Here is a 25,053-nt window from a genome sequence, read left to right on the forward strand (position 1 = left end):
GGAAACCACAAAATAAACAGTATGATGAATGTTTTTTTCAATTTAATCGGCTATTTTACGAATGGTTTTTCCATTAGAATTACATACTATTTTCCAGTCTTGAGTAAAACTTTCAAGTTCCATCTTATACGTAACAGTAAGACCTTCTGTGATTTTTTCAATATCATCTATTTGGTAGCCGTTATATGTGGTTTGGATGTTTTTTAAAACCGAAGCTGGTAAATCACTTTTTGAAATTTCTTCAACGTGTTTGACTAATTTACCGGTTGAAGTATACCAAGCCTCGTGATCGTTTCCTAAAATACCGGTTTCAAATGCTATTTTATAACGGTCGCCATCCATTTCCCATTCGATATCATATGCTTTTTGAAAATTTTGTTGAAATACGTTAACCACCACCGAAGGAACTTGACTTTGTGGTACATCTTGTGCATATAAAGCGTTAGATAAAAAATACAGCGACAAAGCGCTAAGTAAAATAAGTCGTTTCATTTTGTTGTTTTTTTAAAATTATACAACAAAATAAATGGGGTAATCTGGAAAGACTTGGGAATACAATTCCCAAAAGAAAATATTTTTCTAAAAGTGTATTGAAAAAGTCTTACTTAAAACGCAATCGAAAAAGATGTTGCTGTTTTTCAAAATGATACTCAATCGAAATAGCGTACAACTCGCAAATGGCTTTTATGATGGCCAGTCCAAGTCCGATGCCAGCAGAATTGGGCTCGGATTTATAAAAACGAGAAAATATTTTTTCGGATAAAAGGGCTTCGGGCTTGCCAGAATTTCGAATTTCCAATTGATTTTCATAAAGTGTAATGGAGATGTTTCCGTTTGTAACATTATGAAAAAGGGCATTCCGAATCAAATTGCCTATAATAATATTGGCCATGGCATGATCCATAAAAAAGGTGAGTTCAGTATTTTCGATGACCGAAATAGTAATGTTTTTATACTCAGCCAATTCTTCTAAATCAGATAGGTTTTGGCGTACTATTTCGTTTACGGAAACCGTTTGATTGTTTAAAAATTGTTTGTTTTCAATCTTACTTAGCAATAATAACGATTTGTTTAAACGAACCAAACGATCCACCAGCTGCATAATCTCGGCAATGCTTTCTGCTTGATTTGGTTGTAAAGAACTATTTTCTAATAATAATTCTAGTTTGTTAGTCATAATCGCCAACGGTGTTTGCAACTCATGCGATGCATTTCCGATAAACTTTTTTTGCTGTTCGTAGGTTTTGTTATTTTGCTCCAATAGAGTATGAACCGCTTTTTGTAAAGCAACAAATTCTTTGGTGTGGGTGTTTACTGTTGGAAATTCTTCGGTATGACCAATTCGGTATTTTTTGAGTTGATGAAGAAAGGAATAAAATGGCTTCCATACTCGTTGCAAAACTACATTGTTAATAAGGATTATACTTGCCATCAAAATAAAATACAAAGCAAGGGCTTCTTCGAGGAGTTCACCTACCAAATCATCTTCTTCTACCATCGAATTGATGATTTTTAATTGATAAAACCGACCGTTACTTTCAAAAGCCGTAGTTAGCATTCGAACGGGTTCTAGTTCCAATTCGGTGTCATCGGCATCTTGCATATACATAAAAGTATCCAAATAGCGATCTTTAAAATGCAAGGCTTCTTTGGCGGAAAGGGGTTTAAAGGCAAAAAAACCTTCTTCAAAGTTGGTTTTATCCAAAATACTAGGGTCTTTTTCTGCTCGATAAATAATTTGTCGTTTGTAATTTTCTAAACCTTCATCGACACTTTCTTTGATTTCATACTGAATGTTGAAATAGAAAACCACCGACCACAATCCGATAATCACAAAAAGTGAAACAGAGAGGTACAGGAGTGATTTGTTTGCTAATTTCATGTGGCGACTAACTTGTATCCAATACCGTAAATAGCTTCTATTTCAAGGGCTGCAGCGGCTAATTGTAATTTTTTACGAAGGTTTTTGATTTGATAATAGATGAAATCAAAATTGTCCGATTGGTCGATGTGGTCGCCCCAAACGTGTTCGGCTAGAGCGGTTTTGGTAACCAATCGGTTTTGGTTGAGTAAAAAATATTTTAAGATAGCAAATTCTTTTCGGTTTAAGGGCACGTTTTCGTTGTTAATCAACAAAGTGCGTTCGTTCAAATCCAAAATCAAATTGCTTATTTCTAATGTGTTTTTCCCATCTAACAAGTTGCGCCGCAAAACGGCTTTTACTCGTGCGGTGAGTTCTGCAAGATGAAACGGTTTGGTGAGATAATCATCGGCACCCAATTCGAGTCCTTTTAATTTGTCGTCGAGCGAATCTTTGGCTGAAATGATAATGACATTTCCTGCTTTTCCTTGTTTTTTGAGTTCTTCTAAAAGGGTTAAACCGTTTCCTTGTGGTAACATAATATCGAGCAAAATACAATCATATTGGTACAAATCGAGTTTTTCGCTGGCAGTACGAAAATCCGATGCCGTTTCAATTACAAAATGTTCTTTTGTAAGCGAATCGACAATGTTTTGTTGTAGTTCTTTTTCGTCTTCAATTACCAAAATTTTCATACTGACAAAGTAAGTTTTAAAATTGGGAAAGATCTGGGAATGATTTTTTTAGATACGAAATTGATTTTCTAAAGAATTAAATAATCATTTTTGATACCCTTTAACAGAAATCCCAGTACCAATATTAAGCCATTTCTGCCTGCATTTCGATTGCTTCTTCAATGGCATTCCAAAGTCCAATTCTTTTTTCCAAAGCCATAATTGAAATTTCTTGTACCTCGTTCCATTTGGTTTCGTCGTCTTGACACAATTCGGTAATCATTTGCATTGCCATCGGGCCGTGTTCATCGGCATCCAATTCAATATGTCTTTCAAAATAATAAAGTAATTTTTCCAAATTGCTTTCAGGGAAATGCATTTGAATGTTTTTAAGAATGTTGGTAAACATACTCGGAATCAAATCTTCTCTACCAAAAGTAAAAGCGGCGGCAATTTCATGTGTTTTGCCTTCTTCAATTACCCTAAAAGTAAAATCTAAAAAAGCTTTAATATTAGGATGTAAATTACTCTGTTTGATGGCAACAAAAATATTGTGTAGCGACTGTACTTCGGATAGAAATTGTAATATACCCGTGGTGTTGGCACCGCAGGCTTTCATGGCATCTAGGTACATTTCGTAATGACTTAAATGGGTTCCGTCTTGGCATAAATCGCTTTCTTCGGCCAAAACAATTTCGTTAATTAAGTAACGAGTTTCTGGGTGTTCTGAAGCCATCCAAGGGGTAGTGGTACAGGTGAGTCGACCTTGCAATCCTTTGAGTAACGACATGAAATCCCATACAGCAAAAACGTGGTTTTCTAAAAAACAATGTAAATTTTCGACCGTTTGTATTTTGGCGTATAAAGGATGTTGTAGTAATAATTCTTTTTGAGGTTGAATGCTATGGTTGATAGTTTCAATAGTCATAGGTGGTATTTTTTGTAAATATAAAAAAGCAACTTTATAAAAAATACGCTAGGTTTTATTTTATAATTACTTTAACGCCTTATTTAGATGGTTTGGGTGTAGCGATATGAAATCTGAAAATGCCTCCGCTCTTCATTTTTACTTTTTTTATTCTTCACTATTTAAAAGCCGAAATACCCGTAATGTCCATTCCGGTAATCAACAAATGGATGTCATGGGTTCCTTCGTACGTGATAACACTTTCTAAATTCATCATGTGGCGCATGATGGAATATTCGCCAGAAATACCCATTCCGCCTAAAATTTGTCGGGCTTCTCTAGCAATTTCTAACGCCATGGCAACATTATTTCGTTTGGCCATCGAAATTTGGGCGCTAGTGGCCTTATTCTCGTTTTTTAAAACACCCAATCGCCAAGTTAGTAATTGGGCTTTGGTGATTTCGGTAATCATTTCAGCGAGTTTTTTTTGCTGCAATTGGGTTGCTGCAATGGGTTTTTCAAACTGAATGCGCTCTTTGGCATAACGCAAAGCAGTATCGTAGCAGTCCATGGCGGCTCCTATAGCGCCCCAAGCTATTCCATACCGAGCCGAATCCAAGCAGCCGAGCGCTGCGCCTAATCCTGATTTGTTAGGTAATAGATTTTCTTTCGGAACTTTTACATTGTCAAATAACAACTCGCCCGTAGCCGAAGCGCGTAACGACCATTTGTGATGGGTTTCTGGAGTAGTAAAACCCACCATGCCTCGTTCAACGATTAAACCATGAATTCTGCCCGCTTCATCCTTAGCCCACACTACAGCAATATCGGCAAATGGAGCATTTGAAATCCACATTTTAGCCCCATTCAAAATATAATGTGTTCCGACATCTTTAAAATTGGTTAACATACTTCCGGGGTCTGAGCCATGATTGGGTTCGGTAAGACCAAAACAACCCATCCATTCACCTGTAGCTAATTTTGGTAAATACTTCTGCCTTTGGGCTTCATTACCGTATTTCCAAATGGGATACATCACCAACGACGATTGTACCGAAGCCGTTGAACGAATGCCTGAGTCGCCACGTTCAATTTCTTGCATAAGTAAACCATACGAAATTTGATCAAGTCCAGCACCGCCGTATTCTTGTGGGATATAAGGGCCAAAAGCGCCTATGCTTCCCAAACCTGCTATGAGTTGTTTCGGGAAAGTGGCTTTTTGAGCATAATCTTCTATGATGGGACTAACTTCTTTTTTTACCCATTTCCGAGCCGCATCACGTACCAAAAGGTGTTCTTCGTTGAGTAAATCATCTACGTGGTAGTAATCGGGCGATTGAAATAAATCCGGCTTCATGTTCTGTTGTTTTGTAGTGGTAAAATTATAGAATTAATACAACAAACAAGAAGGTTTCTGTTACAGAAATGATTTTGTAAAATGAATTAGCTTACATTTTAAGATAAAAATCTTGAGTTAAGGCTTTGTAATCCGGGGTGTAAACGTGTCTTTCTATTTCGATTACTAATTCGTCGATTTCGGGTTGCAAAGATTGACTCCGACTAAAAGCCAGTAAACTGCGTTTGATTGGGGATTTTGCGGTGCCTTTTACTCGGGTAATTTTTATTGGAAATAAGTCAACTTCTTGAGCCAAAGCGATGAATTTGGACTCTTCTTTAAACGGAATGATAACAGCAAACACACCATTTTCTGAAAGTAATAAATCAGTAGCTTCGACCAATTCTTCAAAAGGCATCGCGTCTTGAAAACGAGCTAAATCACGTTGTTGGCTTTCTGTTTTGTAATCTTCAGCATAAAAAGGCGGATTGGATACAATTAAGTCATATTGCTCTTCTGGTTCTTCAATAAATTCATCTAAACCCGCATGGAAACAAAATAAACGATCGCTCCAAGGGGAATTTTCAAAATTTTCTACAGCTTGCTCATACGCATTTTCATCAATTTCTAAAGCATCAATTTGTTCGGCAGCACTGCGTTGGGCAATCATCAAAGCCAATATTCCTGTGCCAGCACCAATGTCTAAAACGGAAAAAGGATGGTGGTCAATAGGAGTCCAAGCGCCTAATAAAACGGCGTCAGTGCCCACTTTCATGGCGGTTTTCTCTTGCTGAATAGTGAATCGTTTAAATGAAAACATATAGAAATATTGTATTAATACTTAATACTTAATACTTAATACTTTATAAATAAAGATCGATTAATCCTTCGGGTAAATTCATGATGACCTTTTTGTTTTCGCGGTCAATTTTAATCAAAAAATGATCAATCATCGGAATTAATAGTTCTACTTCTCCGTTTAAAACCTCAAATAAAGGCTGTGCAGTAGTGTCGTTAATGCCAACAATTTTTCCGAAAACACCCAAACGTTGGTCTTCAATTTCAAAATCAATGACTTCGTGAAAATAGAATTTATTACCGCTAAGTTTTGGTAATTGAGATAAAGGAAGGTAAATGGCGCAACCTAATAAGTTTTCGGCGGCTTCTTCGGTGGCAACGTCTTCAAAACGAACTCGTAAAAAATCGTTTTTATGCAAGGAAGCATTTTCAATAAAAAAAGGAACCAAGTGTTTGTCGTATTCAACAAACACTGATTCCAGATTTTCGTATAACTCGGGTTCATCTGTATCTAAATAGATCAAAACTTCCCCTTTAAAACTGAATTTTTTAGCGATTTTACCTAAATAGAAACACTCTTCTTTACGCATATCGCTTCAATCAATTAAGCTTCAGTAGCTTCGTTGTTTTCTTCAGCAGCAGGAGCTTCTACTTCAGCAACCGCTTCTTCTTCTGTAGCATTTTCAGCTTCAGCCGCAGCAACCGCATCAGCTTGTGCTTGAGCAGCAGCAGCAACACGTTTAGCGTTTACTTCTTGTTCTGCTTTCAAAGCTTTAGCTCTAGCATCAGCTTGCGCTTTTGATAAACCATCTTTTTTAGCATCTACTTTTCCAGCTTTAGCTTCTAACCAAGCTGTTAATTTAGCATCAGCTTGTTCTTGAGACAAAGCACCTTTGCGAACTCCTCCATCTAGGTGGTGTTTCAATAAAGCTCCTTTGTAAGAAAGAATAGCTCTTGCAGTATCAGTTGGTTGCGCACCATTATGCAACCATTTTACCGCTGCATCTAAGTTTAAATCGATAGTTGCAGGATTGGTGTTTGGATTGTAAGTACCGATTTTCTCTAAGTATCTACCATCTCTTTTTGAGCGAGCATCTGCCGCTACTACCCAGTAAAAAGGTTTTCCTTTTTTACCGTGTCTTTGTAATCTAATTTTTACTGACATAATCGTATGATTAAATTTTGAGGTACACGACCTCTGTTAATTAAGGCTGCAAAGATATAATTTAATTATGAATTATCGAATCTATTTTAATGTTAATTATTTTGTCGATTTTTAGGGCGGTTTGACTTAAGAAAAAGAGTATCAATTGGTAATAAAAACATAAAATAAATTAAAGTATAGTAGATTGGTAAATAAATAGTCTACATTTGTCTCAATTATTATAAATAAATTTTATGAATATTTTTGTTGGAAGCCTTCCATTCAGTATTGAGGAAGCAGATTTAAGAGAGTCTTTTGAGGCTTACGGAACAGTAGATTCTGTAAAAATTATCACTGATAAATTTACTGGAAGAAGTAAAGGATTTGGTTTTGTTGAAATGCCAAATGATAGTGAGGCTCAAAAAGCAATCGACGAATTGAACGGTGCAACTGTTCAAGGTCGTGCTGTCGTTGTAAATAAATCGGAGCCAAAACCAGAAGGCGAAAGAAGAACTTACAACAACAATCGCGGTGGAGATTCACGCGGTGGTTACGGTAACAACCGTGGCGGGAACAGAGGAGGATATTAGTATTTTTTTCTAAATAGTAATCAAACGGCTACCTTTGGGAGCCGTTTTTTTTTGGTAAAAAATAACTTTCTGAAACATTATAGCTTTGCAATAGGAAATATATTGTTTTGTTGTGTTTTAATTCGGATTTTTAAAATTTTGTGATTTTTATTTTTCTTTTGATAAATTACTTATTTAAAAGTATACTTTAGTCCTTGAAATTTAATAAGCAAAATTTGTGAATAGGAACAACACAATGAGGAAATTTCTTAAAAAACTTGAGTTAGTTTTTTGGGTTATTAGTATATGTGCTATGATTCAATGTAATGGTGCAGAAGAAGATATTTATTTGCCGCCTACAGTGATTGATTATCAAAAAACGGGACTGTTGGGACAGGAACTTACTTTAGATATTCAAGATGTGGAATTTGGCAAATTACAAGTTTTTTTTGATTTAGAAGAGGCACCTATTAAATACGTTTCAGATGAAGAAATAAAGGTTACTGTACCAAGGACTCTTAAAAGAAGTAATCCTATTTTAAAAGTAATTGATTTAAATGAGAACAAAACGATACTCAGCGAAAATTTCTTTTTAGACAAACCCCTTGTTACAAAATATAGCCATGAAGAAGTTTCTTTTGATGAGGTATTTACTATTTATGGAGAAAATTTTGACATCAATAAAGATTTTTTGTCTGTATTGGTTAACGATGAAAAAGCGACTATTATTAGTTCCGATTATAATAAAATTGAAGTAAAAATACCTACAAAAATAACTAATGCTACTTTAGAGATAAAAGTAAATGCCCAGCTTCAACAAAGTATTTCACCCATTTCTTTACAACTAAAAAAACCAATAATTAAAGGCTTTGATAACGATGCTTTGTGGTTAGGAGCAGTTTATAATATAGAAGCTACAAACTTCAACCCCGATCCAAATTATGGAGAGCTGTTTATTAATGGCATTCCAAGCCCTTTTTCGGTTTATAATAATAAGTTACAAATAGCAGTACCACCTGGGCCTTATAACGATTTTAAAATTACGAACATTACCTATAAAACAGCAGGGTTAATAGATAGTTACGATTGTAATCTGCCCATTTTGTCTGATTTTATTTTAGTTGACCAAATCGAGGACTCCGCTATTGAACATAGTATTTTTACGCATAAAGGTAATGCGTATGCTTTACAATATGAATCTAAAAATAATGGCTTTTTTTTTAATCGAAACTATTCTTTTATTTCGTTTTCGCCAAGTACAGAAAAATGGACACAGTTGCAGGGGTTTACTTTTACGGGTTATATCACTAATGCTGTTTATGATGGCGTAGATACGGTATACTTGTATAAGTTTGATCAACAAAACCAAACCTACTCGTTATCTTGCGTTAATATGAATACGCTTAAAGAGACGAATTTAACTCTTCCAAGTAATAAAATTGCGGCTCCAATTTTATTTGCTTATCAAGATGATCTTTATTTGTTAAGTGGTTTAAATACAAGACAAACGGACGTCAGTGTAAGAGAACAAAAATATAAATATTCTAAAACAGACAAAGTTTGGACAGTGCTTCCTTCAACAGCATTTTCAGCCCTTCCACTTGCGAGCATTGACAGTGCTGGGGGAAATTCATGTAGTTATACCTTTAGTGGCGGTAATATTTACATATCCTATGGGATTAATTTTAAAACCTATAAAATTGATTCGAATTTAAATATTACGGTATATCCGTTTGAAAAGTATTTTGAATATAAAAATACTATTATAGGTAGAAGTCAAAATTCATATAATTTTTTATATAACTATACTACTCTGAAAGGAATAGCGGTTAATATTGATAGTCTTTTTGGATATAGTTCCAACTGTTTTACTTTAAATAATAACGTCTATTATATAAGAAATAGTTGGTCAAGTTATTATCAAAATTCAACCTATACCCAAAAATTAAAAAAAGAATTTCTAGATGGATTACTTTAAAAATAAACTGATTATTAGTGTTTTTTTAATTTTTACTCTATTGGGTTGTAGCACCGATGACCAACCTAAAGAGGAGCTAGAAATTAAAGTAACTCATTTTGAAACTTCTTATCATGAGGTAAAAATAGAGTGGCAATTAACAAAACCTAAAACCATTATAATAGATGATTTGGAGTTGTATAGGGCAGAAAAAAATACGGAATCTGATTTTTATCAAGAAGTTAAAATTGCAAATCTTCCATCCAATGAAGTTTCTTTTATAGATTTTGATGTGCCTTATAAAAAAGAGGTTATTTATACTGTTAAAATTAATTATCGAGATGAGAGTAATGGGAAACTAAATGTTATAAGGGGCGAACTAAAATCAGAACCACAAAGTTTTAAAAGAGATATCGTTATTTTTGACCAAATACCTTTTCAAGTTGAACAAGATCAATTACAACAAGATGTTTTTCATATTTTGTTTCGTTACGGATCGGGCTCTTTGCAAAAATACAATAGCAATCTGAATACAATAACCAAAACAAAACGGTTTGAAGCGGCAACACTTTTAAATACTAAATTCCAAATACTAGATCATAATACTATTTTTTTGGCTGATGCCAAGGGTATTATTCGTAATATCGATACCGAAAGCTATCAGATTAATAATACCTACCAAGTAACTATTGAAGATAATTTAAAAGCATTTGCGGTGGCAGGAAGTCGTATTTATTATTTAGATAATGATGTTTGGTGTTTTTATAATAGGAGTACGGGTTACTCGGTTAATTCCGGTATTATTAAAAATGCAGACTATATAACTTACTTAGGAGAAAATAAATTACTTTTCTTTTATACCCAAAATGGGAACTCATTAGATATTTGGAGTTATACACCCGAAAATTGTCCAGATCAAAAAAATTGCAACGGAACTCACTACAATAGCAATTGGGAAAATTTTACCAATAATGCTGTTGATCCTAATATAATATCTTGGAATAAAGATAAAACTAAACTGATAACCTCTATTAAAGGAGGTGTTTTCAATTTTAAAACTCTAAAACAAGAGCAGCGGTTGTTTGATAGTACAGGGAAACATTATTTTCAATGTGTATTCGACGATGATGATAATATTTACGCTACTGTACAGGGGGAAAAAAGCATTCATAAATTTAATTCCAACTACGACCTGATCGAAGTAATTCCAACTAAATTATACCCTCTTTTTCCGCTTCTAAGCAAAGAGGGGTTGAAGGTGATTGGGGCTTATAATCCTATTTCATACTGGAATTATGAGTATGGATATGGTTTTAATTTTAATGGAAGTTGCGGGATTGAGATTTTAAAATGATTTTCTTTCAAAAATAAAACTATGAGAATCATGTTTTAAGTTTTTGAAATTCATTAACTTAGATTCATAATTGCCCTGAATTTTTGATAAAAAAGATTGATTAATCTAAATTGTAGATTCATATGAAATGGCAATTCGGAATTTTGGTCCTACTTATTGGTTGTTTCAGTTGTAAAAAGAACGAAGCAGTTAAGCAACCTGTTGTATTAAAACCAGTGATGGCAACGAGTAGTTGCTATACTCCCGCCACTACCGACTCGATTTGGTATACCACATCTAAAAAAGCTCCGTTATTTAAAGGGCTGCAAGTTTTAGATTTTAAAATTTCAACGCATAATACTTTGGCACAAGAGTATTTTAATCAAGGTTTATTATTGGCTTATGGATTCAATCATGCCGAAGCGGCTCGGTCTTTTCATGAAGTCACTAAAATAGATTCGACTTGTGCCATGGGATATTGGGGATATGCCTATGTATTAGGGCCAAATTACAATGGCGGAATGGAAAAGGATAATTTCCAAAGAGCCTTTCAAGCTGTAAATAAAGCAAAAGAGTTGGCTTATAAAGTTTCTCCTAAAGAAAAAGCTTTAATTTTTGCCTTGAGTCAGCGGTATGCCAGAACGCCTCCTGATAACCGGCAGTCATTAGATCAAGCCTATGCTACAGCTATGGATAACGTATACCGGCAGTTTCCAGACGACCCTGATATTGGGGCACTATATGCAGAGTCTTTACTGGATTTGCATCCGTGGGATTTATATGAAAAAAACTCAAAAGCACCTAAAAAGTGGACTTTAGAAATCACGAAACTCTTAGAAGAGTTGTTGAAAAAACATCTAATACATCCCGGAATCCATCATTTTTACATTCATGCAATAGAAGCTTCGGCATCCCCCGAAAAAGCCCTGAAAAGTGCAAAAATATTAGATACCTTAGTGAAAGGAGCTGGACATTTAGTACACATGCCCTCTCATATTTATATTAACACTGGGGATTATCACTTAGGAACACTAGCTAATATAAAGGCTATAAAGGCGGATAGTTTGTACACTACAGTTTGTCATGCGCAAGGCATATATCCACTGGCCTATTATCCGCACAATATTCATTTTTTAGTGGCTACAGCAGCTCTAGAAGGAAATTCAAAATTGGCATGGAAAGCTGCGCTCCAATTGCAAAAGCATACTGCTGTGGCGCTTATGGATCAAGAGGGTTGGAGTACCTTACAACATTATTATACTATACCTTATTATACAGCTGTAAAATTACAATTGTGGGATACAATTTTGAAATTTCCTATTCCTCAAAAAAAATTAACCTATCCGATGTTGATGTGGCATTATGCGCGTGCTATGGCGTATCTGCATAAAAAGGATTTGAAAAAGGCAAAGGACGAAAACAACCGAGTACAGCTTTTAGCAAAAGATACGTCCTTAGCCAATATTACTATTTGGGATATTAATACTACTGCCGATTTGGCTCAAATTGCTGCTTTAGTTGCACAAGCAAACATCAATTGGGAACAAGGTAATCCTAATAAAACCATTCAGTTACTCACAAAAGCGGTGGCATTAGAGGATAATCTGAATTATAACGAACCACCTGATTGGTTTTTCTCGGTTCGGTACTATTTAGGGACTTTTTTATGGCAATCAAAACAATATGCCAAAGCCGAAATAATTTTTAAAGAAGATCTAAAAAAATGGAAAAAAAATGGCTGGGCGCTTTATGGTTTGTATCAATCTTTGGAAAAGCAAAATAAAAGAATTGAAGCTATCCAAGCAAAAGCTGACTTTGAAAAAGCTTGGCAGTATGCCGATTTCAAATTGCAATTTTGAAATGAAGTCACTTTGGTGAAATCTAAAATAATTTTAGAGTTAATTTTGTGACTTGAAAAAGTGTAGTTGAAAGTGTTTTTTTAGTATCCTATTTTAAAGCCTATTGCCTACAGTCTTTAGTTTCTGTCTATATTCTATATTATTTTCTCTATTTTCTTTCTTCTCCAAAAAAAAAAATCCAAATCCCATAAATTTGGAATTTGGACTTTATATTATTTTTTAAAGCTGATAGCTGATAGCTGATAACTCAAAGCTCAAAGCCGACAGCCCAGAGCTATTACACGTTTGCTGCCAACCAGTCACCAACTTCTTTAGTTCCGTATGCTTTACCTCCGTTAGCTAAATCTTCAGTAACAATTCCAGCTTCTAAAGCTTTATTTACGGCATCTCTCATGGCTTTACCTTCTTCCATCAGTCCGAAATTTTCAAACATCATTGCGGCAGATAAAATGGTAGCCATTGGGTTAGCAATGTTTAATCCTGTTGCTTGAGGGTAGGAACCGTGAATAGGTTCAAAAAGTGCAATTTTGGATCCCATAGAAGCCGATGGCATCAATCCCATTGAACCTGAAATTACCGAAGCCTCATCGGTTAAAATATCTCCAAATAAGTTTTCAGTGATTAAAACGTCGTAAGAGTTTGGCCATTGTACCAAACGCATCGCAACAGCATCAACAAATTCGTAGCTTACTTCAACTTCAGGATAGTCTTTTTCCATAGCTTGTACCGTTTCTCTCCACAAACGTGAAGTCTCCAATACATTCGCTTTGTCCACACAACATAATTTTTTAGAACGAGTCATCGCTAATTCAAATCCTTTTTTTGCCAAACGTTGCACTTCTTCGCGAGTGTACACACAGTTATCAAAAGCGGTGTCGCCGTTATCTCTACGACCTTTTTCACCAAAGTAAATTCCTCCGGTTAATTCTCTTAAGAAAACTAAATCGGTTCCTTCGATTCTTTCTCTTTTTAAAGGCGATTTGTCTAATAAAGAAGGGAAGGTAAAAGTTGGACGTACGTTGGCAAACAATCCTAATTTTTTACGCATTTTTAACAAACCTTGTTCAGGACGTACCGGTGCACTTGGGTCATTATCGTATTTCGGGTGACCAATAGCACCAAATAAAACAGCATCAGCAGCCATACAAATATCGTGAGTAGCATCTGGGTAAGGTTCTCCAACAGCATCGATGGCAGCTGCTCCAGTTAAAGCGGGTGTCCAAGTTATTTCATGGTTGAATTTTTTAGCAACAGCATCCGAAACTTTTACGGCTTCATTAATTACTTCTGGACCAATTCCGTCTCCAGCTAAAAGTGCGATGTTTAATTTCATATTTTTGAGATTATGTTAATTATTTTTTTAGGTTCATAGTGGCAAAGATTCAAAGATTCAAAGTTTTTTGTGGTTAAAATCTTTTTTAAGGATTTTTTCTGAAATAGCTAAATTTTCAAAAGTTTTACTTTGACTCTTTGATGCTTTGTTCCTTTGCATCTATATATTTTAATTTGTGATTACATTCAACATTTTTTGAGTAGCAATAATGGCAGCTACTGTTTGATCCGAATCCAATCCGCGGGTTTTGAATTCTTTGTCGTTATAAAACCAGGTGATGATGGTTTCGCATAATGCATCCGAACTACTGCCTGGCGGGATGCGTACCGCATAATCAATCAGCGTAGGTAAGGCTAATTTCTTGCTTTTGTAAATCTTCGTTAAGGCATTCATAAAAGCATCAAATTGTCCATCACCCTGAGCGTGTTCTTCAATTACTTCTCCTTGCATATCCAGGCATAATGTTGTAGAAGGTCGCATGCCTTTGGAGTGGGATAACAAATACGAAACCACCGTAATTTTATCTTGGTAGGTTTGGCTATCCAATACATCGGAAATAATATAAGGCAAGTCTTCTTTAGTTACCGTTTGCTTTTTGTCGCCCAATTCGATGATCCGTTGGGTTACCAATTTTAAGTCTTCTGGGTTGAGTTGCAAGCCCAATTCTTGAAGGTTTTTTTCGATATTGGCTTTACCCGAAGTTTTACCTAAAGCATATTTTCGTTTTCTTCCAAATCGTTCAGGGAGCAAATCGTTAAAATATAAATTGTTTTTGTTGTCACCATCGGCATGAATACCGGCAGTTTGTGTAAAAACATTGTCGCCAACGATAGGTTTATTGGCCGGAATACGATATCCGGTAAAGGTTTCAATTAATTTGCTAACCGAAAAAAGCGCCGTCTCTTTTACATTAATATGAATCTCGGGTAAGTAATCGTTAATGACGGCAACTGTACTTTCTAATGGAGCATTTCCAGCGCGTTCTCCCATTCCGTTAATGGTTAAATGGATGCCGTCTACACCTGCTTTAAGTGCTTCCATCACATTGGCTACGCTCAAGTCGTAATCGTTGTGGGCATGAAAGTCAAAATGCAATTGCGGGTAGCGACTTTTTATTTGCGATATAAAATCAAAAGTCAAAGAAGGAATCAAAACACCTAACGTATCAGGAAGTAAGATGCGTTTGATAGTTTGCGTGCTTAAAAAATCAATGAATTGAAATACATATTCGGGTGAATTACGCATACCATTACTCCAATCTTCCAAATAAACATTGGTCGCAATTCCTTTTTCTTGCGCTAACGAAATGGTTTTGGCAATATCGCTAAAATGTTGTTCGGGTGTTTTTTTAAGTTGGTGCGTGAGGTGATTAATGGAGCCTTTGGTCAATAAATTTTGAACGCGGGCACCGGTTTTCGTCATCCAATCAAGCGAAAGGCCATTGTCTACAAAAGTCAAAACTTCAATTCGGTTGGTATACCCTTTTTCTTCAGCCCACGCCATAATGCCTTTTACCCCTTGAAATTCGCCTTCGCTTACACGAGCGGAAGCAATCTCGATACGGTCAACATTGAGTTCTTCTAACAACAATTGGGCAATGGTGAGTTTTTCTGCAGCAGAAAAGGAAACTCCCGAGGTTTGTTCACCGTCGCGGAGTGTGGTATCCATTATTTCAATTTTTCTCATTTGGTATACTTTTCGTAAAAGGGATGGTACTTGTTTTAGTGCCAATGGGTTTTACAATTTTAGTAGCTAAAATTGCAAAACCCAGTATTATTATAGTCAGAAGTTAGAGATTTGAAAAGTAAAACGAGTTATTAAATTGACCTATTAGTCAATATTCTATTGTCTATACTCTTTTATCTATATTCTTTCCTCTAGATAATTAAATAATTTGCTTTCCTGCGAAATCTACAATTTCCGATTTCATGTTTTGTAAATAATCGATATCGTCAAAACCATTAATCATGTTGTTCTTTTTGTAACCGTTGATGTCGAAAGATTCTTTTTCGCCAGTACTTAACAATGTAAGGGTTTGTTCTGGAAGGTTGATTTCCAACTCGGTTTTCGGATCGGTCTCAATTGCTTTGAAGATGTTTTCTAAGAATTCTGGGCTAATTTGTACGGGTAAAACACCAATGTTCAAACAGTTTCCTTTGAAAATATCAGCAAAAAACGACGAAACTACAGCACGGAATCCGTAATCATACACTGCCCAAGCAGCGTGCTCACGAGAAGATCCAGAACCAAAGTTCTTTCCGCCTACTAAAATTTTCCCCGAATAAGTTGGATTGTTCAATACGAAATCAGCCTTTGGAGTATCATCTCCATTGTAGCGCCAATCTCTGAATAAATTATCACCAAAACCTTCACGTTTGGTAGCTTTTAAGAAACGAGCCGGAATAATTTGATCGGTATCTACGTTCTCAATAGGTAGTGGCACTGCACTACTAGTCAATATGTTAAATTTATCGTATGCCATTGTTTTTTGTTTTTGGCAGTCAGCTTTGGGCTTTGGGCTTAGAGCAAAACTGCAATAGTTTTATTGATTTAATTTTAGTTTTAATTGATAAATCTGCTTTCTAATTTGAATTATTTTACTTTCTAAAACTTGATGAATTTCAGTTTCTAAATATTTCAAGTCGGATGTGAGTAACAATAGATACTCTACTTCTGAACAGGAAGCAATTGCAATATTCAAATATCGTTCAAACTCTTTTTCGGAATTAGAGCCACAACCTTCAGCAAAATTTGTTGGAATAGAAGAAGTTGCTCTTCTCAATTGACTTGTTAATCCAAATAATTCTTCTTTTGGAAATTCTTTCGTTACCTGATAAACTTCAAGTGTAAACAAATGACTTTCTTGCCAAACGTTATATTTTCTAAAATCTCTCATTTTTGGGCTTTTGGCTATCAGCTATCGGCAGTGGGCTCATAGCTCACAGCTGATAGCTCATGGCTTTCTAGAACAATTCTCTCGGATCCGTCAATTTACCTGTAACAGCTGCTGCTGCTGCCATAATTGGAGAAGCTAACAAAGTTCTAGAACCAGGACCCTGACGACCTTCAAAGTTTCGGTTTGAAGTACTTACTGCGTATTTACCAGCTGGAACTTTATCATCGTTCATGGCTAAACATGCCGAACATCCCGGCTGACGCAATACGAACCCTGCTTCAGTTAAAATATCTAAAATTCCTTCTTCTTTAATTTGAGCTTCTACTACGTGAGACCCCGGAACTAACCAAGCGGTAACATTATCGGCTTTTTTGCGACCTTTTACAATTTCAGCAAAAGCTCTAAAATCTTCAATACGACCGTTGGTGCAGCTTCCTAAGAATACATAATCAATTGGTTTTCCAATCATAACGTCATCTTCGCTAAAGCCCATGTAAGCCAACGATTTTTTATAGGTTTCCTCACCGCCTTCAACTTGGTTGGCGCTTGGAATATGTTTGGTGATGCCAATTCCCATTCCTGGGTTAGTACCATAGGTAATCATAGGTTCAATGTCGGCAGCATCGATGTTCAATTCGGCATCAAAAACAGCATCTGCATCGGTTTTTAAGGTTTTCCAGTAAGCAACGGCTTTATCCCATGCTTCACCTTTAGGAGCGTATAATCTTCCTTCTAAAAAGTCAAATGTTTTTTGATCGGGAGCAATCATTCCACCACGAGCACCCATTTCGATACTCAAGTTACATACTGTCATACGACCTTCCATAGACATTTCTTCAAAAACGTTTCCAGCATATTCAACAAAATAACCGGTTCCACCAGAAGTAGTCAATTGAGAAATAATATATAAAGCAACATCTTTTGGGCCGACACCTTTGCTCAAAGTACCGTTCACGTTAATGCGCATTTTTTTTGGTTTAGGTTGCATGATGCATTGAGTAGACAATACCATTTCCACCTCAGAAGTACCAATACCAAAAGCAATAGCACCAAAAGCACCGTGTGTAGAAGTGTGCGAATCTCCACAAACAATAGTAGCACCCGGAAGTGTAATTCCGTTTTCTGGACCAACTACGTGTACAATTCCGTTTTTTTGATGACCCAATCCCCAGTGCGAAATGCCATATTCGTTTGCATTGTCTTCTAACGCTTTTAATTGGTTAGCAGATAATGGGTCTTCAACCGGTAGATGTTGGTTAATTGTTGGTGTATTGTGGTCTGCAGTAGCAAAAGTTCTTTCTGGAAATAATACCGAAACCCCTCTGCTTTTTAAACCAAGAAATGCTACAGGACTAGTAACTTCGTGAATGAAATGACGATCAATAAAAAACACATCCGGTCCATCTTCAATTTTACGCACAACATGTGAATCCCATACTTTGTCAAATAATGTCTTACTCATTTTTATTTTTTTTTAATTGTAAATATTATAAATACAGCGAACTGTATGCTATAATGGATTGTCAAAATTAAACAAACTACTATTATTACAAATCGCACTATTTTATATAATACGATGTTCAACATCACTTCTTTTTCCTTGACACTGAAGCAGTACCCTACATGGCTAGATGCATTTATTGTAAAGCCTAGGTTTGTTTTTCTAAAAATTAAAGCCGTAATAAAATGCTGTTGGTTTTTAAATTTTGGCAAATTTATTGCTATTATCTTTAAATTATTGGGTTTTTCGATAAAAAATATAACATTTTCGTTTTAAAAAGTAATAATTTGTAAGTTTCAGTAGAATCGTTCTTTTTGTCTTTTTCTTTTCTAAATCTTGAAAATTTCAGTTTTATTTTGTTTAAAACACCTTTTTATTTAATTGAATTATACGAAATCCAAAACCCATAATTTAGATTTTGTTTGGGTATTTTAACAAATAAACTACTTGGTTTTGTTTGTTTGAATTTTATAAATAGAAAAGGAGGGTGGAATGAAGTTTACTGTTTTTAATCCCTTATTTTAACTATATTAAAATAAAGCATTAGATTGTTTAGGCTAAAGCAGATTTGCAAAAGGCTTATCGGAATCGATTTTGAGGATTTCCGTTTAAATTTTGCCCATCAATTCCGGAATGACTTCTATATAGATGGATTCCTAATTCGCAATCCAATAATTATTTTAAAGTTCCTTCTAAACCAGGTGTTCCTTTTGCTTTTTTTTTGTAAAGTGGTACTGCGAATAACTGTTGCCGAAGGTAGTTGTTAAATGATATTTGTAAAAATAAAAGTTCCCGTTTTGTATACAGGCTACAAAGACTTATTTATGAATGTCAAATAGTCATAAAAATAGGGTGAGACTAAAAAAAACACTTGATAGCGTTTCATTTAAAAAAGTGCTTATTGTAAATTTCGTTTTTTTAATAAGTCAGCCACTTCTTTTTTTCGTTTTGAATTTTGTAGAAGTTTGTAAATAAAAAATAGCGGAATTAATGTAAATATTCCCCAGCTGTTTTTAACTACACTGTAAAAAATAATTCCAAATAAAAAGCCGATAAATAAAGCATTCACGAAAGGACTTAGGTGCTTCTTTTTGGATTCCAATAACAATTCTTGGTTTGTTAGTTCGGATACATTTTTTTCTTTCATACAAGATTCATTTGTATAAATATAGTAATAATAAGGACTATTTGTACCAAAATTTTTATCGTATTTTTATTCTATTTTGCTCCAGCCGGGCAAATCCTTAGCCTGAATAAACCAGGAATCTAATAGGCTTTCATTACAGTCAGATAGGTCTTTTATATCAATTCTTCGGCCTTTGTATTCTGTGTTTTTATTCCATGGACCTGACATCTTGGTTACAGCAGGTTCTGGATTTAAAAGAGTACCTGCTATAAAACCAACGCTAAAATGATTTTTGAAAGACCATAAGGCAAACATCCATCCTTTGTTAGGTAAACCGTAAAAGGGAATTCCGAGTGGTTGTGAAGGTTTGTGCCATTTGGTATGGCAAATTATATCAGGGTAATGTGTTCGAATAAGGCCATCAACTCGGATGGCAATTAGGGAATGTTCGGGTTTTAAACTATCAATCCAAGTTTGTATATTTTCTTTCCCATTCGCAGTTTTATCCTTTGTCATTTTGTTTGAAATGTTAAGGTGAAACGAGTTAGTAAAAATTACAATTTAAGTTAATAAAATTTTTAATTTACTGTAATGTGTTGAATAATAATTTGTTATTATGGGTGTTGAGCGGTGTTGACAGAATACCATCAAATCATGATGGGTTAGTTTTTAGTAAAATCTTCACAACCATCTGAAATTTTTGTTTCAGATGGTTGTGAAGGTTGAAAATTTTTATGTGCTACACACCTAAATTGGGTAATACAAAAGATTTGGTGTTGGGGTGGAGTCTTATCCACAATCCTGGATTGGTATTTAATTGCTGTAAAAGTTCATCTTTATTAGAGCTGAGTTGTGTGTTAAGCACATTAGCGTAGGTTTGAACTTTAGCGGGGGCAGAATCGGCATCGACAACCGATTGAACTATTTTTTTTGCTTGTAAAATCGCTGCAGGTCCTAAAGTAAGGATATACGCTGCCGATCGACACTCGTTTTCGTCATTTGTGTTCACTAAGCTACCACCTGCTTTAAATTTGCTAATATGATGCTCTAAAATACTGTTAGAGATAGGAATTATACCAGCCAAATGTTGTGGTTTCGCTCCAGAGAACGGTTTGATGTAGGCTAAATGTGAGGCTTGATTCGCTTCGGGACCATGACCAATAAAAAAGATATCCAAACCACCTAATTCTTCTAATTTTGTCAAATACGCAACAAGGGCCGACTCTAAATCTTGGGTGTCGGTTTGCATAGGAGTAAAACTTTTTACTTTTTTGAAAAAAGCATCACCCAAAATACGCTCAAAATCACGTACAAAACTAAAACCATTATCCATACTCAAAGGAGCAAGCGCATCCTGAGTAAATACATTTAGTCGAGCCAGTAGCGCATCGTTTTCGTTAGATTTGGCTAATTCTCCAAGTAAACGGTGTAATTCTTGAGCGCCTCTACCACCCAAAAGAGCAATATTTATATCGCCTTCTTTTGATTTAGCCGTATTATAAAGTTCTTCTAACATGGCTTGTCCGACCTCAGCTTCGGTGTTCAGAACGGTCGGTACTATGCCGTAATCAGTACAATTAAAAGGGAATTCGCTTTGTTTAGACAACCATATATTTTGGTTGTCTTCGTGCCTCATAAAGGATGTTTTTTGTGTCTTCATTGTATAGTATGAATGCTGATGAAAGGATAAAACGGAATTGGATTCTTAAAATTATATTTATTTAGAACGAGAATGAATGGTTAACTTTAGTAGCTTCGGAGTGCAAATTAAGTACAAATCTTTTTCCTTGTCAAATAGTTGTTTCTTTTATTTGCCATTCATTTGCTGTGATAATAACAGCGTCCTTTTTGGGTCATTTAGAGTACTTAAATCCATCTTTGTGTTTGCTTCCATAATTTAATCCATATTTTAGTGTAAATATCTGAATTATTTTCTTCCGAAATCTGCTGGATTTTCGCCCCATGCTCGTGTTTCCCATTTCAGGATCTCATTATCATAGTTGTTTTCATTGAGCCATTTAATGGCTCTGTCAATAAGTTCAAATAATTTATTGTTTTTATCACTTTTTTGGTGATTAGTTCTTGCTTGTTTAGCTCTTACCCAACTAATAGCACTTTTGCTATCAGAATAAATTGGTAGTTTCAAATTATTTTGTTTGCAATAGGCTAATGCATGAACTATTGCTAAAAACTCGACAATATTGTTTGTTCCGTCTTCATATGGTCCAACTCGAAATATGATTTCGCCTGTGTCAGTATGAATACCTTGGTATTCTACAATTCCACTTGTTGTATTCCAAGCGCCATCAACAGCAATGCTATTTTTTATTGGTTCTCCAATAAGTGCTAATTGTTCGGAATTTAAAACCGTTTCAAAAATGTCTTTTCCAATAAAATCTTTACTTGAACTGTTAAATGCCTTTTCAGCTAATTCTTTTGTTGCGAAAGATTTAAATTGTGCTTTAGGAAAACCAAATATTTGTTTGTTGCAATCTTCCCAAGTTTCGAAAATTCCTGTTTGTCGTCCAATCCAAACTACATAGTATTTTTTCTTTGCTATTTACAGTTTTGTCTTTTTGGTTATGGGTCGCTTATGGTTGGTTACTTATAAACTTCTGGCACTTGGCTAAGTTGCGAAGTTTGGTATCGATTATTTCTCTTAAAGATAATTTTTTTTGCTAAATGTAAAGGTGATTTTATCTTTAAATCCCCAATGTCACAAGTATCTATGTAAAAGCATAAATTTGAGCGTGCTAAAAACCAAAATTATGCAATCGCGTGACAATCAGATCGTTTTAAAGTTATTCATTGCATTGGACATATGCAAGAATAGTTGGAAAGTTTTTATTCAAACGGATTTATTTTTTCACAAAACCTTTTCGATTCCTTCAGTTTGTGAGGAACTGTATCGGTATGTTGAGAATACTTTTCCAAATTACCAAGTTGCTTTGGTTTATGAAGCAGGCTGTTGTGGTTTTTCTGCAGCGCGCTATTTTCTTAATTTGGGTTGGCACGTTTTGGTAGTGAATCCAGCGGATCTTAAAACAAGTGATAAGCATCGCTATCAAAAAACAGATTCCTTAGACGCTAAAATGCTCTCGATTGAGTCTTTTGTAAGCTGTTTTCATACTAAAATTTTATACATTTTTTGGTTATAAAATTGCGTTATATTCTTGACTCTGCGTAAAGTGTCGCCCAACGTTCTCGCGCCTTGCGCGGTTTGCGACTTACGAAGACGAGTATTTTCGGCTGAACGAAAATACGATTAAAAAACGGTAATTCCACTAAATTCGCAAATGGCGCAAGACGTGTGTTAGCGGTAGTACTTTTTATTAATCAACAAATGTTTCTTTAAGTACTTCTTTCGTTTGTTTAATTTCAGTTTTAGACAATTTCCCAAGTATTTTTATAATTCTTTTTTTATCAACTGTTCTAATTTGATCAATTGCTATCATTCCCTTTTTATCATTATGTTTTACTGGAATTCTGGTTGGATATTCTTTTAAACTTGAAGTCATTGGAGAAATAACGATGGTGTTCAAATATTTATTCATTTCATTTGGAGAAACAATAACACAAGGTCTAGTTTTTTGAATCTCGCTTCCAAAAGTTGGGTCAAGGTTTATTAAAACTATAGAATATTGAACTAATTCCATTCTTCGAAATTTTCATCGTTAAATACATCGTTCATTAACATTTTATCATCTCCTTCTTTGCTCATTTTTTCAAAAGCAGTTTCCCAATTTTTTCTTGGAGCCTCGATTGGTTTAAGAATGATTTGTCCCATTTCAAGTATAATTTCTACCTTATCTTTAATATTATACTTTTCTAATATAGTTTTGCTTAAACGTAAACCTTTTGAATTTCCTATTTGAATTATTGCAGTTTCCATATCTTTTATTTTAAGTTATTACAAAGTAAGCACATTATGAATTAACATCAAAATATTTCGTCATTTTTTTTCGGTAACATTACGGCTAACGTTCTCGCGCCTTGCGCCGTTTGCGACTTACGAAGACGAGTATTTTCGGCAGAACAAAAATACGATTAAAAAAACGATAATTCCACTAAATTCGCAAATGGCGCAAGACGTGTGTTGGCAGTAGTTATTTTTCTTCCTTTTGGATTAAAATATCAATTTCTATTTTCAATTTCGGCAAATGGTTTATTAAGATTGACCAAATGTTTTCGTCAGAAATATTGTCGTAAGCATGAATTACATGATTTCGGAGACCGATAATAGCTTTTGCGTTTGATATTTTCTCAATGTAAGAAACATCACGAGTAATTATTCGGTTAATTGCTTCACCAATAATTTCAAGATTTCTTTCGACAGCTCTTTTTAGCATTAAGTTGTTTCTGTATTTGAAAAAATCTCTTTCTTCATTATGGAAGAATTCGTTTATTTCATCTATGGATATTTTTACATCAAACAACCATTTAAGAATCCTTTCATCCATAAATTAATTCTTTTGAATTGTCGATTGATTTAATTAAGATTGGATTTTTTAAAGTCTGTTCTTCAAGTAGGTCAACTTCACGACCAAATAATGACTCTAGTTTTTCTTTGAAATCTATGTAATTATCAAAATATTTTGAAAGTTCAATTTGCTTAAACTTAACTAATAAATCAACATCGCTTTTTTCGTTGAAACTTGAATTTAAAGACGAACCAAACAGATACATTTTTTCCACATTGTATATAAAACAAAGCTTTTTTAAGTTGTCTATATTTTTATCGATAATTCCCATACAACAAATTTAAACAAAAATATCTTCTAAATTCCAGATTCGTCGAATGATTACTGCCAACGTTCTCGCGCCTTGCGCCGTTTGCGACTTTCGAAGACGAGTATTTTCGGCTAAACGAAAATACGATTAAAAAACGGTAATTCCACTAAATTCGCAAATGGCGCAAGACGTGTGTTGGCATTCGTACTTTTAATACGTCTGAATTAAAACGTCAGTAGGTATATGAAGCATTTCATGTAATTGTCTAATCATTTCCAAAGAAAGCTTTCTTTTTCGATTTAAAATCTCACTTGCACGACTTTTCAAACCTACAATATTTGCTAAATCATTTTGATTATAACCCATTTGCTCCATTCTAAATTTAATTGCTTCAATGGGATCTGGAAAACTGATAGGAAATTTTTCATTTTCATATTTGTCAATTAAAATACCAAGCACCTCAAGTTCGTCTCCTTCAGGAGAGCCATTTTTTGCATCAAAGATTACTTCAAGTCTTTGTAAAGCTTTATTGTAATCGCTTTCTGTTTTTATAGGTTTAATTTCCATAATATTTAAATTTCATTTGCATTAATCTTGTCATATTCAGCATGTGTTCCAATAAATCGAATCCAAATCATTTGATATTCATAAGTTATCTTAACAATCAATCTATAATTATTTCCTTTAATATTGAAAACTATTCTATTATCATTTAATATACTAGCACTAGGATAATCTAATTTTATTTCATTCGGATTTTTCCATTGAGCTGTACTTGCTTCTTGAAACCATGATTTTAATTGTTGTTCACAATCACCATGTATCTCCCAAAAATCTCTTAATATTTTTTTTGCTACTACTCTCAAATGTATTAATTTTTTTCAAAGATAATAAAAAAAGTTCCCAAAACGGGATTTTTATCTTTTTTCGTCGCGAGCGCGTATGACTGCCAACGTCAGACTGTGAAAAAACGCCACCGCCTGCAAAACAAATATAGATTTTTATTTATCTCATAGGGATAAAAATCG

The 25,053-nt window shown here is 34.6% G+C and carries 27 protein-coding genes; 5 read left to right on the top strand and 22 right to left on the bottom strand.

The genetic code is table 11. From position 1 onward, the window contains the following. Nucleotides 1-42 precede the first annotated feature (42 nt). From I5M07_RS14865 to I5M07_RS14900, 8 genes are all read right to left on the bottom strand, one after another. Nucleotides 43-492, bottom strand: a complete 450-nt coding sequence (locus I5M07_RS14865; RefSeq protein WP_200107234.1) for a PepSY-like domain-containing protein — start codon at nucleotides 490-492, stop codon at nucleotides 43-45. A gap of 109 nt (nucleotides 493-601) precedes the next feature. Beyond that, nucleotides 602-1,882, bottom strand: a complete 1,281-nt coding sequence (locus I5M07_RS14870; RefSeq protein WP_200107235.1) for a sensor histidine kinase — start codon at nucleotides 1,880-1,882, stop codon at nucleotides 602-604. Next, the gene (locus tag I5M07_RS14875) at nucleotides 1,879-2,556 is read right to left on the bottom strand and encodes a response regulator transcription factor (RefSeq protein WP_200107236.1); all 678 of its coding nucleotides are present in this window, start codon (nucleotides 2,554-2,556) and stop codon (nucleotides 1,879-1,881) included. The genes I5M07_RS14870 and I5M07_RS14875 overlap by 4 nt, the downstream gene beginning before the upstream one ends. A gap of 124 nt (nucleotides 2,557-2,680) precedes the next feature. Further along, nucleotides 2,681-3,463 (bottom strand): DUF3050 domain-containing protein, encoded by a 783-nt coding sequence (locus I5M07_RS14880; RefSeq protein ID WP_200107237.1) that lies wholly within the window; start codon nucleotides 3,461-3,463, stop codon nucleotides 2,681-2,683. Nucleotides 3,464-3,620: 157 nt separating this feature from the next. After that, entirely contained in the window at nucleotides 3,621-4,799 is a 1,179-nt protein-coding gene (locus I5M07_RS14885) for an acyl-CoA dehydrogenase family protein (RefSeq protein WP_200107238.1), read from the bottom strand. Nucleotides 4,800-4,890: 91 nt separating this feature from the next. After that, nucleotides 4,891-5,598 (bottom strand): tRNA1(Val) (adenine(37)-N6)-methyltransferase, encoded by a 708-nt coding sequence (locus I5M07_RS14890; protein WP_200107239.1) that lies wholly within the window; start codon nucleotides 5,596-5,598, stop codon nucleotides 4,891-4,893. A 43-nt stretch (nucleotides 5,599-5,641) separates the two neighbouring features. Next, nucleotides 5,642-6,166 (bottom strand): ribosome maturation factor RimM, encoded by a 525-nt coding sequence (gene rimM, locus I5M07_RS14895; RefSeq protein WP_200107240.1) that lies wholly within the window; start codon nucleotides 6,164-6,166, stop codon nucleotides 5,642-5,644. Nucleotides 6,167-6,180: 14 nt separating this feature from the next. After that, nucleotides 6,181-6,741: a 30S ribosomal protein S16 gene (locus tag I5M07_RS14900; RefSeq protein WP_200107241.1), complete on the bottom strand. Its 561-nt coding sequence runs from the start codon at nucleotides 6,739-6,741 to the stop codon at nucleotides 6,181-6,183. Between the two features lie 233 nt (nucleotides 6,742-6,974). Between I5M07_RS14900 and I5M07_RS14905 the strand changes: the two genes are divergently transcribed. The 4 genes from I5M07_RS14905 to I5M07_RS14920 all read left to right on the top strand — a co-directional run bounded on the left by I5M07_RS14905 (nucleotide 6,975) and on the right by I5M07_RS14920 (nucleotide 12,438). Further along, the gene (locus tag I5M07_RS14905) at nucleotides 6,975-7,310 is read left to right on the top strand and encodes an RNA recognition motif domain-containing protein (RefSeq protein WP_200107242.1); all 336 of its coding nucleotides are present in this window, start codon (nucleotides 6,975-6,977) and stop codon (nucleotides 7,308-7,310) included. Nucleotides 7,311-7,545: 235 nt separating this feature from the next. Next, nucleotides 7,546-9,267: an IPT/TIG domain-containing protein gene (locus I5M07_RS14910; protein ID WP_200107243.1), complete on the top strand. Its 1,722-nt coding sequence runs from the start codon at nucleotides 7,546-7,548 to the stop codon at nucleotides 9,265-9,267. Continuing rightward, nucleotides 9,254-10,600, top strand: a complete 1,347-nt coding sequence (locus I5M07_RS14915; protein ID WP_200107244.1) for a hypothetical protein — start codon at nucleotides 9,254-9,256, stop codon at nucleotides 10,598-10,600. The genes I5M07_RS14910 and I5M07_RS14915 overlap by 14 nt, the downstream gene beginning before the upstream one ends. A gap of 122 nt (nucleotides 10,601-10,722) precedes the next feature. Next, entirely contained in the window at nucleotides 10,723-12,438 is a 1,716-nt protein-coding gene (locus tag I5M07_RS14920) for a tetratricopeptide repeat protein (RefSeq protein ID WP_200107245.1), read from the top strand. Between the two features lie 277 nt (nucleotides 12,439-12,715). Here I5M07_RS14920 and leuB read toward each other — a convergent pair whose 3' ends face one another. The 8 genes from leuB to I5M07_RS14960 all read right to left on the bottom strand — a co-directional run bounded on the left by leuB (nucleotide 12,716) and on the right by I5M07_RS14960 (nucleotide 21,854). Then, on the bottom strand, nucleotides 12,716-13,771 hold the full coding sequence (gene leuB, locus I5M07_RS14925; RefSeq protein WP_200107246.1) for a 3-isopropylmalate dehydrogenase: 1,056 nt from the start codon (nucleotides 13,769-13,771) through the stop codon (nucleotides 12,716-12,718). Nucleotides 13,772-13,939: 168 nt separating this feature from the next. Then, nucleotides 13,940-15,457 carry an alpha-isopropylmalate synthase regulatory domain-containing protein gene (locus I5M07_RS14930; RefSeq protein WP_233622081.1) on the bottom strand — a complete coding sequence of 506 codons (1,518 nt, stop codon included), beginning with the start codon at nucleotides 15,455-15,457 and terminating at the stop codon, nucleotides 13,940-13,942. A 199-nt stretch (nucleotides 15,458-15,656) separates the two neighbouring features. Further along, nucleotides 15,657-16,253 carry a 3-isopropylmalate dehydratase small subunit gene (leuD, locus tag I5M07_RS14935; protein ID WP_200107247.1) on the bottom strand — a complete coding sequence of 199 codons (597 nt, stop codon included), beginning with the start codon at nucleotides 16,251-16,253 and terminating at the stop codon, nucleotides 15,657-15,659. A gap of 60 nt (nucleotides 16,254-16,313) precedes the next feature. After that, a complete protein-coding gene (locus tag I5M07_RS14940) occupies nucleotides 16,314-16,667 on the bottom strand; it encodes a four helix bundle protein (RefSeq protein WP_200107248.1) in 354 nt (117 codons plus the stop codon). Nucleotides 16,668-16,734: 67 nt separating this feature from the next. Further along, nucleotides 16,735-18,129 (bottom strand): 3-isopropylmalate dehydratase large subunit, encoded by a 1,395-nt coding sequence (gene leuC / locus I5M07_RS14945; RefSeq protein ID WP_200107249.1) that lies wholly within the window; start codon nucleotides 18,127-18,129, stop codon nucleotides 16,735-16,737. A gap of 1,252 nt (nucleotides 18,130-19,381) precedes the next feature. Continuing rightward, on the bottom strand, nucleotides 19,382-19,810 hold the full coding sequence (locus I5M07_RS14950; RefSeq protein WP_200107250.1) for a DUF1801 domain-containing protein: 429 nt from the start codon (nucleotides 19,808-19,810) through the stop codon (nucleotides 19,382-19,384). Between the two features lie 223 nt (nucleotides 19,811-20,033). Next, complete coding sequence (locus I5M07_RS14955; RefSeq protein ID WP_200107251.1) at nucleotides 20,034-20,930, bottom strand: hypothetical protein; 897 nt, start codon at nucleotides 20,928-20,930, stop codon at nucleotides 20,034-20,036. A gap of 291 nt (nucleotides 20,931-21,221) precedes the next feature. Continuing rightward, nucleotides 21,222-21,854: a ribonuclease H1 domain-containing protein gene (locus I5M07_RS14960; RefSeq protein WP_200107267.1), complete on the bottom strand. Its 633-nt coding sequence runs from the start codon at nucleotides 21,852-21,854 to the stop codon at nucleotides 21,222-21,224. A gap of 253 nt (nucleotides 21,855-22,107) precedes the next feature. Between I5M07_RS14960 and I5M07_RS14965 the strand changes: the two genes are divergently transcribed. After that, nucleotides 22,108-22,452 carry a hypothetical protein gene (locus I5M07_RS14965; protein WP_200107252.1) on the top strand — a complete coding sequence of 115 codons (345 nt, stop codon included), beginning with the start codon at nucleotides 22,108-22,110 and terminating at the stop codon, nucleotides 22,450-22,452. A gap of 174 nt (nucleotides 22,453-22,626) precedes the next feature. Here the strand turns inward: I5M07_RS14965 and I5M07_RS14970 are convergent, their stop codons facing one another. The 6 genes from I5M07_RS14970 to I5M07_RS14995 form a co-directional block, all read right to left on the bottom strand. After that, nucleotides 22,627-22,950, bottom strand: a complete 324-nt coding sequence (locus tag I5M07_RS14970; protein ID WP_200107253.1) for a type II toxin-antitoxin system PemK/MazF family toxin — start codon at nucleotides 22,948-22,950, stop codon at nucleotides 22,627-22,629. Next, on the bottom strand, nucleotides 22,941-23,186 hold the full coding sequence (locus tag I5M07_RS14975) for an AbrB/MazE/SpoVT family DNA-binding domain-containing protein (protein WP_200107254.1): 246 nt from the start codon (nucleotides 23,184-23,186) through the stop codon (nucleotides 22,941-22,943). Before I5M07_RS14975 ends, I5M07_RS14970 begins: the two co-directional genes overlap by 10 nt. 214 nt (nucleotides 23,187-23,400) lie before the next feature. Then, nucleotides 23,401-23,754 (bottom strand): HepT-like ribonuclease domain-containing protein, encoded by a 354-nt coding sequence (locus tag I5M07_RS14980; RefSeq protein WP_200107255.1) that lies wholly within the window; start codon nucleotides 23,752-23,754, stop codon nucleotides 23,401-23,403. Continuing rightward, entirely contained in the window at nucleotides 23,747-24,046 is a 300-nt protein-coding gene (locus I5M07_RS14985; protein WP_200107256.1) for a nucleotidyltransferase family protein, read from the bottom strand. The genes I5M07_RS14980 and I5M07_RS14985 overlap by 8 nt, the downstream gene beginning before the upstream one ends. 189 nt (nucleotides 24,047-24,235) lie before the next feature. Then, nucleotides 24,236-24,592: a helix-turn-helix domain-containing protein gene (locus I5M07_RS14990; protein ID WP_200107257.1), complete on the bottom strand. Its 357-nt coding sequence runs from the start codon at nucleotides 24,590-24,592 to the stop codon at nucleotides 24,236-24,238. Nucleotides 24,593-24,597: 5 nt separating this feature from the next. Further along, nucleotides 24,598-24,891 (bottom strand): type II toxin-antitoxin system HigB family toxin, encoded by a 294-nt coding sequence (locus tag I5M07_RS14995; RefSeq protein ID WP_200107258.1) that lies wholly within the window; start codon nucleotides 24,889-24,891, stop codon nucleotides 24,598-24,600. Between the last annotated feature and the right edge of the window lie 162 nt (nucleotides 24,892-25,053).

This window comes from Flavobacterium agrisoli, from assembly GCF_016522065.1.
GTDB lineage: Bacteria > Bacteroidota > Bacteroidia > Flavobacteriales > Flavobacteriaceae > Flavobacterium > Flavobacterium agrisoli.

Coding starts and splice junctions, on each gene's coding strand:
- I5M07_RS14865 (WP_200107234.1), bottom strand. CDS start 492: ATGAAACGACTTATTTTACTTAGCGCTTTGTCGCTGTATTTTTTATCT.
- I5M07_RS14870 (WP_200107235.1), bottom strand. CDS start 1,882: ATGAAATTAGCAAACAAATCACTCCTGTACCTCTCTGTTTCACTTTTT.
- I5M07_RS14875 (WP_200107236.1), bottom strand. CDS start 2,556: ATGAAAATTTTGGTAATTGAAGACGAAAAAGAACTACAACAAAACATT.
- I5M07_RS14880 (WP_200107237.1), bottom strand. CDS start 3,463: ATGACTATTGAAACTATCAACCATAGCATTCAACCTCAAAAAGAATTA.
- I5M07_RS14885 (WP_200107238.1), bottom strand. CDS start 4,799: ATGAAGCCGGATTTATTTCAATCGCCCGATTACTACCACGTAGATGAT.
- I5M07_RS14890 (WP_200107239.1), bottom strand. CDS start 5,598: ATGTTTTCATTTAAACGATTCACTATTCAGCAAGAGAAAACCGCCATG.
- rimM (WP_200107240.1), bottom strand. CDS start 6,166: ATGCGTAAAGAAGAGTGTTTCTATTTAGGTAAAATCGCTAAAAAATTC.
- I5M07_RS14900 (WP_200107241.1), bottom strand. CDS start 6,741: ATGTCAGTAAAAATTAGATTACAAAGACACGGTAAAAAAGGAAAACCT.
- I5M07_RS14905 (WP_200107242.1), top strand. CDS start 6,975: ATGAATATTTTTGTTGGAAGCCTTCCATTCAGTATTGAGGAAGCAGAT.
- I5M07_RS14910 (WP_200107243.1), top strand. CDS start 7,546: ATGAGGAAATTTCTTAAAAAACTTGAGTTAGTTTTTTGGGTTATTAGT.
- I5M07_RS14915 (WP_200107244.1), top strand. CDS start 9,254: ATGGATTACTTTAAAAATAAACTGATTATTAGTGTTTTTTTAATTTTT.
- I5M07_RS14920 (WP_200107245.1), top strand. CDS start 10,723: ATGAAATGGCAATTCGGAATTTTGGTCCTACTTATTGGTTGTTTCAGT.
- leuB (WP_200107246.1), bottom strand. CDS start 13,771: ATGAAATTAAACATCGCACTTTTAGCTGGAGACGGAATTGGTCCAGAA.
- I5M07_RS14930 (WP_233622081.1), bottom strand. CDS start 15,457: ATGAGAAAAATTGAAATAATGGATACCACACTCCGCGACGGTGAACAA.
- leuD (WP_200107247.1), bottom strand. CDS start 16,253: ATGGCATACGATAAATTTAACATATTGACTAGTAGTGCAGTGCCACTA.
- I5M07_RS14940 (WP_200107248.1), bottom strand. CDS start 16,667: ATGAGAGATTTTAGAAAATATAACGTTTGGCAAGAAAGTCATTTGTTT.
- leuC (WP_200107249.1), bottom strand. CDS start 18,129: ATGAGTAAGACATTATTTGACAAAGTATGGGATTCACATGTTGTGCGT.
- I5M07_RS14950 (WP_200107250.1), bottom strand. CDS start 19,810: ATGACAAAGGATAAAACTGCGAATGGGAAAGAAAATATACAAACTTGG.
- I5M07_RS14955 (WP_200107251.1), bottom strand. CDS start 20,930: ATGAGGCACGAAGACAACCAAAATATATGGTTGTCTAAACAAAGCGAA.
- I5M07_RS14970 (WP_200107253.1), bottom strand. CDS start 22,950: ATGGAATTAGTTCAATATTCTATAGTTTTAATAAACCTTGACCCAACT.
- I5M07_RS14975 (WP_200107254.1), bottom strand. CDS start 23,186: ATGGAAACTGCAATAATTCAAATAGGAAATTCAAAAGGTTTACGTTTA.
- I5M07_RS14980 (WP_200107255.1), bottom strand. CDS start 23,754: ATGGATGAAAGGATTCTTAAATGGTTGTTTGATGTAAAAATATCCATA.
- I5M07_RS14985 (WP_200107256.1), bottom strand. CDS start 24,046: ATGGGAATTATCGATAAAAATATAGACAACTTAAAAAAGCTTTGTTTT.
- I5M07_RS14990 (WP_200107257.1), bottom strand. CDS start 24,592: ATGGAAATTAAACCTATAAAAACAGAAAGCGATTACAATAAAGCTTTA.